Source organism: Gimesia sp., assembly GCF_048262075.1.
GTDB lineage: Bacteria > Planctomycetota > Planctomycetia > Planctomycetales > Planctomycetaceae > Gimesia.
Genome location: NZ_JBLXFK010000001.1, coordinates 232,338 through 247,589 on the forward strand (window position 1 = coordinate 232,338; position 15,252 = coordinate 247,589).

The 15,252-nt window shown below is 50.4% G+C and carries 7 protein-coding genes and 1 tRNA gene; 3 read left to right on the forward strand and 5 right to left on the reverse strand.

What is annotated here, in order from left to right:
- Positions 1 to 151: 151 nt before the first annotated feature.
- A tRNA-Ser gene (locus ACN0YH_RS00835) sits at positions 152 to 236 on the reverse strand.
- 306 nt (positions 237 to 542) lie between these two features.
- Between ACN0YH_RS00835 and ACN0YH_RS00840 the strand changes: the two genes are divergently transcribed.
- Complete coding sequence (locus ACN0YH_RS00840; protein WP_417377660.1) at positions 543 to 1,196, forward strand: ATP:cob(I)alamin adenosyltransferase; 654 nt, start codon at positions 543 to 545, stop codon at positions 1,194 to 1,196.
- Between the two features lie 109 nt (positions 1,197 to 1,305).
- Here the strand turns inward: ACN0YH_RS00840 and metH are convergent, their stop codons facing one another.
- The 3 genes from metH to ACN0YH_RS00855 form a co-directional block, all read right to left on the reverse strand.
- Positions 1,306 to 5,010 (reverse strand): methionine synthase, encoded by a 3,705-nt coding sequence (metH, locus tag ACN0YH_RS00845; protein WP_417377661.1) that lies wholly within the window; start codon positions 5,008 to 5,010, stop codon positions 1,306 to 1,308.
- Between the two features lie 417 nt (positions 5,011 to 5,427).
- Complete coding sequence (locus ACN0YH_RS00850) at positions 5,428 to 8,979, reverse strand: hypothetical protein (RefSeq protein WP_417377662.1); 3,552 nt, start codon at positions 8,977 to 8,979, stop codon at positions 5,428 to 5,430.
- Positions 8,980 to 9,274: 295 nt separating this feature from the next.
- Complete coding sequence (locus ACN0YH_RS00855) at positions 9,275 to 10,639, reverse strand: DUF1501 domain-containing protein (protein WP_417377663.1); 1,365 nt, start codon at positions 10,637 to 10,639, stop codon at positions 9,275 to 9,277.
- A gap of 284 nt (positions 10,640 to 10,923) precedes the next feature.
- On the opposite strand from ACN0YH_RS00855, the gene ACN0YH_RS00860 reads away from it, so the two are divergent.
- Both ACN0YH_RS00860 and ACN0YH_RS00865 read left to right on the forward strand, forming a co-directional pair.
- Entirely contained in the window at positions 10,924 to 12,255 is a 1,332-nt protein-coding gene (locus tag ACN0YH_RS00860) for an asparagine synthase-related protein (RefSeq protein ID WP_417377664.1), read from the forward strand.
- 21 nt (positions 12,256 to 12,276) lie between these two features.
- The gene (locus tag ACN0YH_RS00865) at positions 12,277 to 13,197 is read left to right on the forward strand and encodes a radical SAM protein (protein ID WP_417377665.1); all 921 of its coding nucleotides are present in this window, start codon (positions 12,277 to 12,279) and stop codon (positions 13,195 to 13,197) included.
- A gap of 12 nt (positions 13,198 to 13,209) precedes the next feature.
- On the opposite strand, the gene ligA is transcribed toward ACN0YH_RS00865, so the two are convergent.
- The gene (gene ligA, locus ACN0YH_RS00870) at positions 13,210 to 15,222 is read right to left on the reverse strand and encodes an NAD-dependent DNA ligase LigA (RefSeq protein ID WP_417377666.1); all 2,013 of its coding nucleotides are present in this window, start codon (positions 15,220 to 15,222) and stop codon (positions 13,210 to 13,212) included.
- Positions 15,223 to 15,252 lie beyond the last annotated feature (30 nt).

The window sequence follows — 15,252 nt, forward strand, 5'->3', positions numbered from 1 at the left end:
AGCCCGAATTCCCAGATGTCACTCTTCTCAAACTACCTGGAAAACATTTCTGTGTCAGCACACCAGCCAATCCAGTGAAAGGGATAAGACGTTCGCCAGACGAAAAAAGCCGATGAGCTGTTAATAAGAGCTCATCGGCTTTTTTCAAAAACGGAGAGGGGGGGATTCGAACCCCCGGTACCTCTCGGCACGCCGGTTTTCAAGACCGGTGCAATCGGCCACTCTGCCACCTCTCCTGCAGCCCGAAATTCCTTGAAGGACTGGGCTTCGGTCAAAAGTATATAGACTCTCACCAAGCTTGTAAAGTCTCATATTTGTTCTGTCGCTGCAGCATTCAAACTGAAAACCCACGGGTTTCCAGTTAAAACGAATTTACTGCATATGATTTCATAATCCAGCCATGAAAATGTCATTTCTCACTTCTCTGATGCGTTTCTTTGACTAAAACGGACTATGATACATTCTTAAACCTGTCATTTATCTCACTGTCTGATCAACCGGTAATACATCAGGCGAATATTGTCTGATAGAGGAATACAATCGTGGCGGAACGTGGAACAGTGCATCTGAATATGATCGTCACCAAAACCGGGGATGAGGGGCAAACCTACCTCAATGATGGCTCGCGGATTGCGAAAGCCAGCACCCGGATCAAAGCTTTAGCGTCTGTCGAACAGGTGGCTGTCAAACTGGGTTATTTTATTCACGCCTGCGAAGACCAGATCCTGCAGGTGAAACTACCAGAAGAAACCAGTTGTCAGATCAACCTGGGACAACTGGCCACTTCATTTCAACAGGAAATGTATGATCTCGGCTCTGATATCAGCACACCGATCACTGACGGCGAAGACCGCGTACGTTTTCCTCAGGAATCGGTGGAAGAACTGACCGAACTGATTGCCAGTCTCACGCCGGCACTTGAACCTTTGGATTCATTCATTCTCCCGCAAGGCAGTCTGCGAGTGCTCATCTCTCATGATATCCGCACCCTGGTGCGACAGGCCGAAATTCACGTCTGGGAGATTGAAGAAGCAGTGAATCCAGCCGTACCCCAGTTTCTCAATCGCCTGTCTGACTTCTGGTTCGTACTTGGCAGAATTCTGTTCGCAGAAGACTGTCAAACCGGATCGACTGAGATTCAAAAATGGGAACCCCGACAGAAACAGGATCGGGGCTTTCAGATCAATCCCGCCTGAGTTCTACCCTGCCCGCTGATTAGAGTATATCACATGTCACCATAGCATCTCTCAATTCATTCTACTCGGTCTAAATCACCGTGGAGCGGCTACAGTAAAACGGGACATTCTAGTCCGCGAGTACGGGACGCAACCAGCGTTCCATGTCTTCGAGGCTCATGTTTTTTCGCTTTGCCAGCGATTCCAGCTGATCCCGATCAATTTTTCCCGTGTGGAAATAACGGGATTCGGGAGCAGAGAAATACCAGCCGGACACCGCTGCGGTCGGGTACATCGCAAAGTGCTCTGTCAGCTTCACACCAATCTCTTCTTCCGCATTCAACATCTTAAACAATGTTGCCTTCTCCGTATGATCGGGACAGGCAGGATAGCCGGGCGCAGGACGAATACCCTGGTACTCTTCCTTAATTAATGCGTCATTGCTCAGAGACTCCTCAGCCGCATATCCCCAGAATTCTCTGCGGACGCGTGCATGCAGATGTTCGGCGAAGGCTTCGGCCAGTCGATCGGCCAGCGCTTTGACCATAATACTGCTGTAGTCATCATGGTCTGCTTCATACGACTTCGCCAGTTCTTCAGCCCCGATTCCTGCAGTGACTACAAAACCGCCGATATAATCTGTTTGTCCGGTTTCTTTCGGCGCAATGAAATCCGCCAGTGACATCAGGGGCTTCTCTTCCTGTCCCCGCTTGCGTACCTGCTGACGAATATGATGCAGATTCGCAATGACATCGCCACGTTTTTCATCTGCATAGACCTCAATGTCATCTCCCTGCACACGATTCGCCGGCCAGAAACCAATGACAGCCCGAGCTTTGAGCAGTTTCCCGTCGATGATCTTCTTTAACATGGCCTGCCCGCTTTCGAACAGGTCACGAGCGGCTTCCCCAACCAGTTCGTCTTCCAGAATTCGTGGGTATTTTCCGACCAGATTCCAGCTGATGAAGAACGGCGTCCAGTCAATATAGTCGACCAGTTTTTCCAGAGGATAATCATCCAGTACCTGAGTGCCGGTAAATGCAGGCTTGGGGGGAGTATAATTCTCCCAGTCGATCTGTACTCCCTGAGTGACCGCTTCTGCATAAGGAACCGGGGTCCCCTGCGGTTTGCGATTGGCCACCCGTTCGCGAACAGTCACATATTCCGCCTTGATTTTCGCAACATAGTCAGCATACTGTTCCTCCGAGATCAAAGCCGCCGCAACTCCCACGGCTCGCGATGCATCGGAAACGTATACGACCTGATTTCGCGTGTATTGTGGTTCAATTTTCACCGCCGTATGCGCTTTAGAAGTCGTCGCACCGCCGATCATCAAAGGCAGGTCCATGCCCTGACGTTCCATCTCGGCCGCCACTGTGACCATCTCATCCAGCGAGGGTGTGATCAGGCCTGACAGCCCAATCACATCACACTGTTTCTCCCGCGCCGTCTTAAGGATCGTCTCACAGGGAACCATCACTCCCAGATCGATGACTTCAAAATTATTACACTGCAGTACAACACCCACGATATTTTTGCCGATATCGTGTACGTCCCCTTTGACAGTCGCCATCAGAATGCGTCCATTGGGCTTGCTCTCTTCCTGTTTTTCCATCTCGATATAGGGCTGCAGATAAGCGACCGCCTGCTTCATGACCCGTGCCGACTTCACCACCTGAGGCAGAAACATTTTCCCTGCGCCGAACAGATCCCCGACCACGTTCATGCCGTCCATGAGGGGGCCTTCGATCACATCCAGAGGTCGAGGCAGTTCCTGGCGCGCGAGTTCTGCATCTTCGACGATATAAGTAGAGATCCCTTTCACTAAAGCATGCTCAATGCGTTTGGTTACCGGCAGTTCCCGCCAGGAAAGATCTTCCATTTTACTGGATCCGGCTTTCCCATCGCCACGGTACTCTTCAGCAATCGCCAGTAATGCTTCTGTACCTTCCGGGGTCCGATTCAGGATTACATCTTCCACGCGATCCTTGAGTTTGGCGGGCAGATCATCGTAAACCGCTAACTGAGTGGCATTCACGATCCCCATATTCATCCCGGCCTGAATCGCGTAGTACAAAAAGACCGAGTGAATGGCTTCACGCACCGGGTTGTTTCCCCGGAATGAAAAAGAGACGTTCGAAACTCCCCCCGAGACACTCGCGTAAGGCAGGTTCTGACGAATCCAGCGCGTCGCTTCGATAAAATCAACGGCATAGTTGTTATGTTCGTCGATGCCTGTCGCAACCGCAAAGATATTCGGGTCGAAGATGATGTCCTGAGGGGGAAAGTTCACTTCATTTACCAGCAGATTATAAGAACGCTCACAGATTTCCGTTTTCCGCTTCTGGGTATCGGCCTGCCCTTCTTCGTCAAATGCCATGACGACCACGGCAGCTCCATACATCTGACAGAGCCGGGCCCGTTCCAGAAATTCTGCTTCCCCTTCTTTAAGGCTGATCGAATTCACAATCGGTTTGCCTTGAATGCACTTCAAGCCAGCTACAATGACTTCCCATTTGGATGAGTCCACCATCACCGGCACACGGGCGATTTCCGGTTCAGTTGCAACCAGATTCAGAAACAGGGTCATCGCTTTGACGGCATCCAGCATGCCTTCATCCATGTTGACATCCATGACATGGGCGCCGTTTTGAACCTGCTCTAACGCCACTTCCAGGGCCGTGTCGTAATCGTCTTCCTTAATGAGTCGTTTAAAACGGGCCGATCCGGTGACGTTACAGCGCTCTCCGACATTTACAAACAGGCTGTCTTTCGTGACATTAAAAGGTTCCAGTCCGGAAAGTCGTAGCGCAGGCTCAATCTCCGGAATCGGGCGCGGGTAATGTTTTTCCATCGCCTCCGCGATCGCTTTAATGTGCGCCGGCGTCGTACCGCAGCATCCCCCCAGAATATTCAGGAAACCGCTTTCGGCGAATTCATCGACGATCTCGGCCATCTCTGCTGCTGACTGATCGTATTCACCAAATTCATTAGGTAGCCCCGCGTTGGGGTGGGCAGAAATGTAAGTATCAGCAACACGTGAGAGCTCTTTGACGTACTGCCGCAGTTCCTGGGCACCAAGTGCACAGTTTAAACCGATTGAAAACGGCTTTGCATGCGCGAGTGAATTCCAGAAGGCTTCGGTGGTCTGACCAGACAGAGTTCGTCCAGAGGCATCTGTAATGGTCCCCGAAATCATGATCGGAAGTTCGATGTTTTCCCGTTGAAAATAGGATTTTACTGCGAAAACTGCTGCCTTGGCATTGAGCGTATCGAAAATGGTCTCGATCAGAATCAGGTCGATTCCTCCCTTGACCAGACCATCGATGGATTCCAGATAATTTTCGACCAGTTCATCGTAAGTTACGTTACGGGCACCGGGGTCGTTCACATCAGGAGAGATCGAGCAGGTACGACTCGTGGGCCCCAGAATACCAGCGACCCAGCGTGGCTTATCCGGATTGTCTGCCGTAATCTCATCAGCGACTTCCCGTGCCAGTCGTGCCGATTCCTGATTCAGCTCGTGAACCAGAGACTCCATCTGGTAATCACTCTGAGACAACCGCGTTCCATTAAAGGTGTTGGTCTCGATGATATCCGCGCCCGCTTCGAGGTACTCGCGGTGAATTCCCCGAATAATATCCGGTTGTGTCAGGGTCAACAGGTCATTGTTCCCCGCAATGTCCATGTGATAATCGGCGAACCGTGTCCCCCGATAGTCAGCTTCATTCAGCTTGTGATTCTGAATCATGGTTCCCATTGCCCCGTCCAGTATCAGAATTCGTTTCTGAATGGCGGCGTAGAGAGCTTCAATGCGAGCAGCGCGATCGGACATACCTGAGAAACCTGTACTAACTGTCTTAAAGGGGATTGACTGGGGATGAACTAGACTGTGTCCAGTTTTATTGTAGCGTCTCCAGGGCTATTTGAACCGAGTATAATAGTTTGAGAGCCGCTATGGTTAAATGTGATGCGATCTAGTGCTTTGTCAAGCTTGAAATTGAGGGTTGGGAGTGTTGTTTACGTGCTCCGCTGTCGCACTCTCGTGATAGATATCACCCCAAAATTTAAATATGACACTCCACTAGATTTTACCGCGTCACTGGCTACCAGGATGCACGCGCATGGCACAACGGGACAGCCTCGGCGCGCAGTCAGACATTGACTAAGACACCAGTTCTGACCACCAGGATACGGTGACAGCAGGCATTTTAGCAGATCATCTGAAAAACGAAACCGCTCGTGCACTGCTTTATTCAGTACACAGATTCAAATCTGCTCGTGGTTGCGCACCGATCATACCTGATAGTTCCTCCAGGTATGCCGGGGAAGATACATGAGCCAGTTGTTGCTCAACCCACTCGCGTCGTTCTGGAATATAAAGTCGAGTCACTTCCCGGTCATATCCCGGATGCACTGCGAAAGCATCCAGATACTCCAGATGACGTTTCAACAATGCGACCTCGCGTTCCTGACGTGCCAGCAGGCGATTCTGATACCACTCACTCTTCAGTAACGACTCCCGGGTAAACAGGGACCGGACTTCGGGATCGTGAATCGTATGGCCTTGCCAGTTTCCATGTGCCATAATAGAAAGTATCGCCTGCAACGGAGGACAGGCCTCTTCATAGGAACCATCTTCAAAGTACTGCTTCGCCACACGCTGTTGTGCTTCCGCAATGTATTGGATTCCATCTACAAACGATTCCAGATCCTGTTTTTCCGGCTTGAGAATCGTCTCATCAAAGACCGAGGCAGGATTATCAAAGACACGCCCGAAGAACCGTAGCAGGAATTTATAGGTGATCCGATATCCCAGGCGACTCGCAGGGATCTGTTGTCCCCCATGATTGAAATCTTCGATCGGTTCCAGCAGACCCTCTTTAATCAGAAATTGCGGATCACGTTCTTCGGCTGACATGCGACACCAGATTTCCGGAATCAGCAGGCTGATATCATGGTCTACACGTACATTCGGTCCGATATGACCGGCGGCCGTTGAAAAACCGGCATACCCAGTCAGAATAAATCCGACCAGGGCACTATTCAAATCTGCAGCCGGACGTAATGCGTTGAACGGACCTTTGGTCAAGGCCCCTTCACTCCCCGCGCCGGTTGTGGAAGGGCTTTTCCCTGTCAGAGAACAGACAAAATCCATGAACAGCTCGGGCAGTTCCTGATAATGAATCGGTGAATAGACGGCAAGGCTGCGAATTCCCTTTTCCTTATCGGGTGGATTGTTGCGGCGTCCCAGCATAACCGCGTTGACCGGATTATGGACCGGCTCATCGGCTGGAATCGCCCGAAACAGGCGAGTGGCCATCTTCGCGACATAGGTATTTAGAGGTTTGACCAAGTCAGGACGAATCTGCAGATAACGTGGATTTTTTGTAGGTTTTCCATCGATCTGGCGGGGATTCGCCGAACAGACGACATAGCTGCTGTTTGATTCTTCTGCCGCTTTCAGCATTTCCTGCATCGGCGGGCTGAAGGCGTCAAAGTCGACCACGTACTTGCTCATCTCGCGAACCTGCTCATTCGTCAGCGGTTCAAAGTTCGAGATGAAGTTACCTGGTCGAGACAGATCGGCTTCAGTCTGCTTGTCCAGGCCGCGGACGATCGCATCATCGGGCCGTTGGAACAGGCGATACTCGCTGTTAATTACAAATTTACAGCTTTCAAATTTTTCCCCTTCTGCCAGATGATTTAAAGCACGCGCGGGAACCACGACAGAGGCACTGATGTCATCCTCTGTCTGAATTTTCATCGAAGCGATGAAATCCTGTCGGACTTTGAACGTACGCCAGCCAGATAATGAAAACAGACCGACTCGCAGATAGGTTCCCACCAGCTTGCGTTCCCGGTACTTCAGCTCATGCCCGAAAGTGCCATTCACGATATCCACGCCGAAATGGTCGTCCCAGTCCTGTCCCCAGTCAGACCAGTAAATCCGCTTGATAATGAATACCAGTGCCCGGATATGATCGGGAATGTCATTCAGCCATTCGTTAAACTCAGCAGTATAAGCCGGCGACGGAGTCAACAGTTTGATCACACTCCCCAGCGAACGATTCTGATCCAGAACTTTGCGGCTCGGGCGCAGATTGGGATGACCTGAAGGCAGTGGTTCCAGCCAGCGGTCGGAATAATCTTTCTCGATGATCTCACGGACGTATTCCATGTCCTGTTCGTAGTTGGAAACAAACACGGGACCATAGAGCATGTAGTCCATCAGTGATTTACTGATTTCGCTCTTACCACCACCGGACACAGTACACGGTTTATGACAGAAAATACCCTCACCTGTAGTACCCACAATACGCCAAGAGGGGGCTGCCGGGTGTTTTTCCATTCGCAGGTGATACCCGGAAGGAGCCATATACACATTCCCGGGCAACAAGGGAATTGAATGCTGCCTGCCATCGCGTGTCCAGCGGATACATTGTTCAGGCAGACTGGCGTAGGCATCTTCCGGAATATAGATCAGTTCTGGATAATTCTGATCGATTCCGTATCCCTCTTCCTTGCCGTCAATATGATCTCCATAATCATTGAGGACATCTTTTAAGGTACGGCCGTTATAGCGAACGCTGTTCATCTGAAAGCCTTCACCCAGATTGTAACTGGGATAGGCCATCGTTCCACCAGCATGCTCTTCTTCCGCATTTCCAAACAGGTTCGCGGAGTAACTGATCTGGGTTTTGACTTCTTTTTTGCAGTAGCCGAAATAGTTATCGGCAATCAAGGTGACAATCACACCGGCATCGGTACGACAGGTCATCTTGAATGCCATCCCGTCGTTATAGAGTTCGTCTTCCTTTTTCCAGCACATGCTGTCCCGTTGCTGGCGTGCTGTCGCATCATCCCAGTGAGGTAAACCGACTTCTTTTTTCGTCAGCGTCGTCAAATGCGGTGCCAGGATCACGGCACCGGTATGTCCGGTCCAGTGCATCACGTCCAGGCCGGAATCATTGATTGGCACATACGGGTCGCCGGCGTTGCCAAAAATCGATTCCACAAAATCCAGGTTACTCACAAGAGTTCCGGGGGCGAAGAAACGAACTTCCATCCGTTTTTCAGGGGTCACCCCTTTCACTTCCGGACAGACGATCGGGCGCAACAACAAGGAAGCCCAGCCTGAAGCCGGTTCTTCCTGACGTGAAGTAAATGGAAACAGTTTCAGATCTTCAGGGGGCGCCATCGCGCTTTGGAACATCTTCACAAAGGTCGCGCGTGGAACCGCTCGTTTATCACCAGCAATCGGCAGTCCGCCTTCGGTGACATGGAACGTTCCAACTGTCGTTCGGCGGTCGTGCTTCGGATTATGCAGCACACCGTTCTTGACCCGGTAGGATTGTACCAGATCACTGAAAAACTCGTCATGTTCAATGGGCAGTGACAATTCGCGTGCCAGGCCGAACCGATCAAGCACCAGTGTCCGACCAGGTAAATTCAGATCGCCCCCGCCGGGCACATCACTGAAGTGAGACTGCAGAAATTTTTCAATCCGCTGGTCTGCCGGACAACGGTGGTTTACCAGCAGACGATTTTTCTGACGGTGATTTTCCAGTAAACCCTTCGCGACTTCCGCGAAGGTACGGTCTGCATCAGTTAAAGCGGCCGGGTAACCGTTGGCGATTAACTGCAGATTGAGATACCGCAGGATCTCATCACGGTCTTCATTACAGGTCGAATTCCCATTTTCATCCAGTCCCAGCGCCTGGCGAAATGGTTCATTTGTTTTATCGGTACTGATTTTCAGAGACCGGGGGGGAGATATCCGTGGTCCGTCGCTGTTTAACATAATGGAATGACTTCTGGAAAAATGAAGAGCGGTTTAGATCTTGGGCGTTTCGAGCGCACTGAGGTCGGGCATCTGAATGAGATCCAGGCGCAAGATCGCAGCCTCAGCTTAGCCTGCAGTATATTCGAAAATATTGTAGCGTCAACGGTTCGCTTTCATAGTTCCTCTCTATGAACTTAGAATTAGCATAAACCTAAGCAACTATCTTAACGAGACTTAGAAACCAGTTGCCTTCTTCTGGCATTCGGAGGGAGAACTGATCTTCGCGCAGGCAGAGAATGCGAGAGTCGTCTCATTAGTACAGTTCACGAACTGGTTGTTTATCATCGTCAATCAGATAACGAGGACGGCCAGAGAGATCTGTGAATTGGGCCGTGGTGAAGTCAATTCCCAGATTCTGATAGAGCGACGCAAAGATTTCCTGAACATGTACGGGACGATCCAGAGGCACTCCTCCCACACGATCTGTTTGTCCCACCACGCGACCGCCCTGAATACCGCCACCGGCGAGCAGCACAGACTGTGTTCCCGGCCAATGATCACGGCCCCCTTTAGCATTGATGCGTGGGGTCCTGCCGAACTCTCCCCAGACGATGACAGTCGTCTGTTCCAGCAATCCCCGTTCCTCCAGATCTTGCAAAAAAACAGCGAGAGCATGATCAAATACGGGTAAATATTTTCGCGACAGGTATTCAATCGTGCCTTCACGGTTGGCGTGCCAGTCCCAGGCCCCAAACGCAACACTCACACAACGGACTCCCGCCTCGATCAGACGTCGCGCCAGCAATAAATGCTGCGGGCTTTGCGGGGCGCCACCAAAGCTCGGATCCGTCTTTTGCAGTTTACCGTAGCGGTCTCGCACGGCCTGGGATTCCTGTTCCAGATCCATGGCTGCAGCGAAACGGCCTGAAGAAAGCATCTGAAACGCTTGTTCCTGAAAATTATCAATGCCGTCTGCTGTAAAATTCAATTGATTCTGTTTGACTGTTTCCAGTAATGCACGGCGCTCATGAAAACGATTCAGATCAATGCCATTCAATATCAGATCCGATTTAACTTCGCCTTCCAGCGCAAAGGGAACATGCTTGTAGCCGGTAAAACCAGGCCAGGACGGATTCCCCTGCAGATGGCTTCCATTATTATTGTAAGGGTTGTAGCTCATTTTAGGAGCGGCATCGACGTAGGGAATCATGCCTCCTCTCCCAGGTCCCAGCAGCTGAGAAACGATCGATCCAAATGAAGGCCAGCCACCAGCCGGCTCACCATCTTCGGTTCGCCCACCAGCGCGTCCCGTATAACACTGGAACGATTCATGTCGGTTTTCCATCCCGACCAGCGTCCTCACGATCGAGAATTTATCTGCAATCGCTGATAACTCGGGCAGGAGTTCACAGTATTGAACTCCCGGTACGCGCGACTGTGTCGACGCAAAGGAACCACGAATCTCACTCGGAGCACCCGCTTTGGGATCAAAGGTCTCAAACTGTGTCGGCCCCCCCGGCAGGTAGATCATCACCACAGATTGCTGTTTCGAAGCCTGCGGAAAGCTGGCGACAACTTCAGGCATCACTCCTGAAACGAGTCCACCTGCGACTCCCAGAGAGCCAAGTTGTAAAAAATGACGCCGCGAAAGATTCGCTATAGACAAATTTTCTCTCATAAATGATCTCCCATATGTAATTGTAAACTACCAGACCAATTACGGGATCTCAACCCCAGCTTTTTTGTCGCTCAATCTAATCTGTTTACTGTACCTGCTTAAAGTAAACAGAATCAATTGAATCGGAAACAATTGACACATAAACAGTTGGGATTCTAAATCTTTCTTAAAAAGAAAAGCATACTATTGATTGCTGTTTTCATTTCAGAACCGGATTCATAAAATCAGCGGCACACCCAGAGTCACCTAAATCACTCAATTTAAATCTCAGAATCGATTTCTTAATGGTTCACGAAGAATATATAGAACGTCTAGTCAACCTGCTGGACGCCGATGCAAACCTGATCTTCAATATGTCGTTTGAAGAAGCCACTGAACTTGTAGGCACCGGTTCTGCAGAACAGGTACGTCAAATTGACGGTCAGTTCGCGCTGGTACATAAGAACGGCACTTGCGTCCGTATGGCTCGCTCGATTGGCAGACCGATGCGGTTCTTTCTGGCAAAACGGACTGAAGGCCCCTGCCTGATTATTGCTGAACGGATTGATGAAATTTATGAATTTCTCAAAAGCGAAGGTCTGGACGATCAGTTCCATCCATCCTATACCCGAATGGTTCCCGCGCATTATATTCTGGAACTGCAATTGATCGGCTGCCCCGATCCGAATCCGAAAACAACACGCTTCTTTACACCGGCGCGCAATCGGCTTCCCAACCGACTGGATGAGATTGGAAAACAGTATATCAGTGCGGTCTCGCAGGAAATTCACAAGTGGCTTGATACGATTCCATCACAACAACCGATCGGTGTTTTATTCTCAGGCGGAGTCGACAGCGGCGCGATCTTCCTGCTCGTCTATCATGCCCTGCTGATGCGGAAGGAATCCCCGTCACGCTTGAAAGCGTTCTCGCTGTCGATTGATGGAGAAGGCAGTGACTACAGACAGGCAAGACAGTTTTTGGAACAGATGAATCTCAGCCTGTTTCTGGAAGTAGTCGATGTTCCCCAGGAAACTCTCAACTGCCAGGAAACAATTCGTGTCCTTGAGGACTATAAACAGTTGGACGTTCAGGCTGCGACCATGACCTATGGCTTATGCAAAAAGATTCGGGAACTTTATCCCCGCTGGAAATATCTGATCGACGGCGATGGCGGTGATGAAAATCTCAAAGACTACCCGATTGAAGCAAACCAGGAACTGACCATTCGCAGTGTCCTCAATAACCTGATGCTTTACCAGGAAGGCTGGGGAGTAGAGGCCGTTAAGCATTCACTAACTTATTCAGGTGGCCAGAGTCGCGGACATGTCAGAACGTATGCCCCGGCGCGTAGTCTGGGTTTTAGTGGATTCAGCCCTTATGCACTCCCGAATGTCATTGAAGTCGCAGAAGGGATTCCCTATATCGAACTGACTGAATGGGATCATAAGAAACTTTACGCACTCAAAGGCGATATTGTTTCACGCGGTGTAAAACAGGTAACAGGATATTCCATGCCCGTCTATCCCAAGCGGCGTTTTCAGGAAGGCACTGTGAATTATGATTCTTTTAATTCGCTGTTTTCCGATTCAGAAAAAGTCTACCGCCAATCTCTGCTCGCGATCTATGAACAATGATCACCAACTTGATTCATGAAAATGCCTTACCCCACTTTCAGCGACGAACGGATTCTTTCAGCACGTCCTCCCAAAAATAGAGTCTCCCCGCACCGTCCGTATGCGTTTTTGAATGAAACCGAGCCTGCCGCAGCAGGCCAGACTGCCGAAATTTCCACGATCTTTCTGACAAATCGGGAGTGCCCCTTTCGCTGCCTGATGTGTGATCTCTGGAAAAACACGTTGGACGAGTCCCTCAAACCAGGGCAGATTATCGAACAAATCCGCTATGCACTCGAGAACCTGCCCCCCGCCAGTCAGATCAAACTATATAACAGCGGAAACTTTTTTGATGTCAAAGCCATTCCCCCGGAAGATCTGCCTGACATTGCCACGCTGGTACAAAACTATGACCGGGTGATAGTGGAAAATCATCCCCTGCTCTGCAATCAGTCCTGCCTGGACTTCCAGCAACAACTCACTGGAGAACTGGAAATCGCGCTGGGGCTGGAAACAGTCCATCCGGAGATTCTAAAGGCGTTAAATAAAAAAATGACGCTGGATGATTTCGCCCGCGCCAACGATTTTTTATTAAAGCATGCGATACACACCAGGGCATTCATTCTATTGAAACCTCCATTTCAGGAAGAACAGGAGGGAATTGACTGGGCGATCCGCTCAGTGGAGTATGCCTTTTCACTGGGAGTCTCCTGCTGTTCCATTATTCCTACCCGCGCAGGAAACGGTATGCTGGAACAACTGGAGCAGAGCGGTCAATACAGCCTGCCTGCTTTCAGGTCCATCGAAACGACACTGGAATCCTGTCTGCGGCTAAACCAGGGACGAGTCTTTATGGATCTCTGGGATCTGGACCAGCTCTATCAAACAGAAACCAATCTACAGCAGCGACTGGCACGCCTGCATGAGATGAACCTGACTCAGTTGATTCCTGATTTTGATTAAACCGAATCGTGTCTACCCTGTTTCACCCAGCAGTTCCAAAAATTCGGTTTCTGATAAGACAGTCACATTCAGCTCTTCCGCTTTCGCCAGTTTACTGCCTGCCTTTTCACCTGCTACCAGATAGTCAGTTTTGGAAGAGACACTCCCGGAAGCCTTCCCACCATGTTTACGAATCAGTTCTTTCGCTTCATCCCGGGTAAATTGCGTCAATGTCCCCGTCACTACCAGCGTTTTTCCATCCAGTATCCCGGAAGACTCTTCCCGTTTTTCAACCGGATTTCCCATATTCAGCCCGGCTGCTTTCAAATCAGCTATCAGACTGGAACCGAAATCCGAATGGAAAAAATTATAAACGGATTCAGCAATGACGGGTCCGATCTCATCGACGGCCGCCAGTTCTTCTACACTCTGCTCCGCGATCTCATCGAGTGTACCGAACTGTTTTTCCAGAATCCGGGCATTGCTCGATCCCACATGCCTGATATTCAGACCTGTCAACAGGCGCCAGAGTGGTTGCGTTTTTGAATTTTCAATTCCCGCCAGTAGATTTTCGATCGACTTTTCCCCCTGTCGTTCGAGTGCTACCAGTTCACCATAATGCTTGTCCAATCGATAGATGTCAGCCAGGCCTTTCAACAGCCCCTGCTCAATCAACTGTTCAACCATCTTGATGCCCATGCCTTCAATATCCATCGCCTGGCGGGATGCATAATATCGCAGAGTTTCGCGCAGCATGGCAGGACAGTCAGGATTGGGGCAGCGGATATAGACCCCTCCTTCATCCTGAACCAGCAAGGTATTACATTCCGGGCAATGAGTCGGGAAATCCAGTTCCTGCTGACTGCCATCACGACGATGTTCTTCCACGCGGACGACATGCGGAATAATTTTACCCGCTTTCTCTACGACCACCCAGTCGCCGATCTGAATTCCCAGACGTTCCATTTCATCACGATTATGCAGGCTGGCCCGGGAAACCGTGGTTCCTGCAATCGGCACCGGTTCCAGATTGGCAACCGGTGTTACGGTTCCGGTTTTCCCGACCTGGAAGACAATCGACTCGGCCCTGGTGACTGCTTCGTAGCGTTCCCATTTATATGCTACCACCCAGCGTGGACTTTTCGAAGTATTTCCCAACTCGTCCCGCTGCTCAAATCGATTGACCTTCAAAACAATGCCATCCACTTCAAAATCAAGTGTATGCAGGCCATCCATCATTGCCTGGATGTGTGCCATCATCGCTTTTAAGTTGGGAAACGCTTTTACATCCGGTGTCGCGGGGATTCCCATCTCCTGGATGGCAGCCAGATAATTAATGTGGGTCTGAAAATCAGCGCCAACCATTGCGCCAATACCATGGGCAAAGAAACGAATCTTACGTTTGGCACATAGCTTAGGATCCAGAAGTTTTAATCCACCCGCGGTTGTATTCCGCGGGTTTGCGAACGGTTCCTTCCCCTGTGCCTGCATTTCAACGTTCAACGCCTGAAAATCAGAATTGCTGATATAGGCTTCCCCCCTGACCTCCAGCAGCTCCGGGGGACTCCCTGTCTCAAGCCGTAATGGCACTCCTGTCATGGTCCGCACATTGTGGGTGATGTCATCTCCCTGCTGGCCATCTCCCCGCGTCAGTCCCTGAATCAGTCGCCCTTCTTGATAAATCAGAGAAACCGCAACGCCATCAATTTTATACTCGGCGGTAAGTTCAACCTGTTCCTCTCCCAGCAGTTTGCAGATTCGGGTTTCGAACTCAGCCAGGCCTTCGAGCTCAAAAATATTATCAATCGATAACATCGGTAAGCGGTGAGCGACTGTCTGAAAGCCCTCAATCGGTGCGCCCCCTACTTTTTTGGAGGGACTCTCCGGAGAATCAAACTCGGGATGCGCAGTTTCAAGCTGTTCCAGCCGCTTCATTAACCGATCGTATTCACGGTCGCTGATTTCCGTTTTCGCATCGAGATAATACAGCCGATTATGATGTTCGAGCTGCTTACGAAGTTCTTCAATCTCGGTTCGAACTGACATTGTGCTGATCCGCGCGGGAAGAGGTTGGGA

Excerpts from the sequence above, each read along its gene's own strand:
- ligA (WP_417377666.1), bottom strand. The coding sequence starts at position 15,222 with ATGTCAGTTCGAACCGAGATTGAAGAACTTCGTAAGCAGCTCGAACAT.
- ACN0YH_RS00860 (WP_417377664.1), top strand. The coding sequence starts at position 10,924 with ATGGTTCACGAAGAATATATAGAACGTCTAGTCAACCTGCTGGACGCC.
- ACN0YH_RS00850 (WP_417377662.1), bottom strand. The coding sequence starts at position 8,979 with ATGTTAAACAGCGACGGACCACGGATATCTCCCCCCCGGTCTCTGAAA.
- ACN0YH_RS00855 (WP_417377663.1), bottom strand. The coding sequence starts at position 10,639 with ATGAGAGAAAATTTGTCTATAGCGAATCTTTCGCGGCGTCATTTTTTA.
- metH (WP_417377661.1), bottom strand. The coding sequence starts at position 5,010 with ATGTCCGATCGCGCTGCTCGCATTGAAGCTCTCTACGCCGCCATTCAG.
- ACN0YH_RS00865 (WP_417377665.1), top strand. The coding sequence starts at position 12,277 with ATGCCTTACCCCACTTTCAGCGACGAACGGATTCTTTCAGCACGTCCT.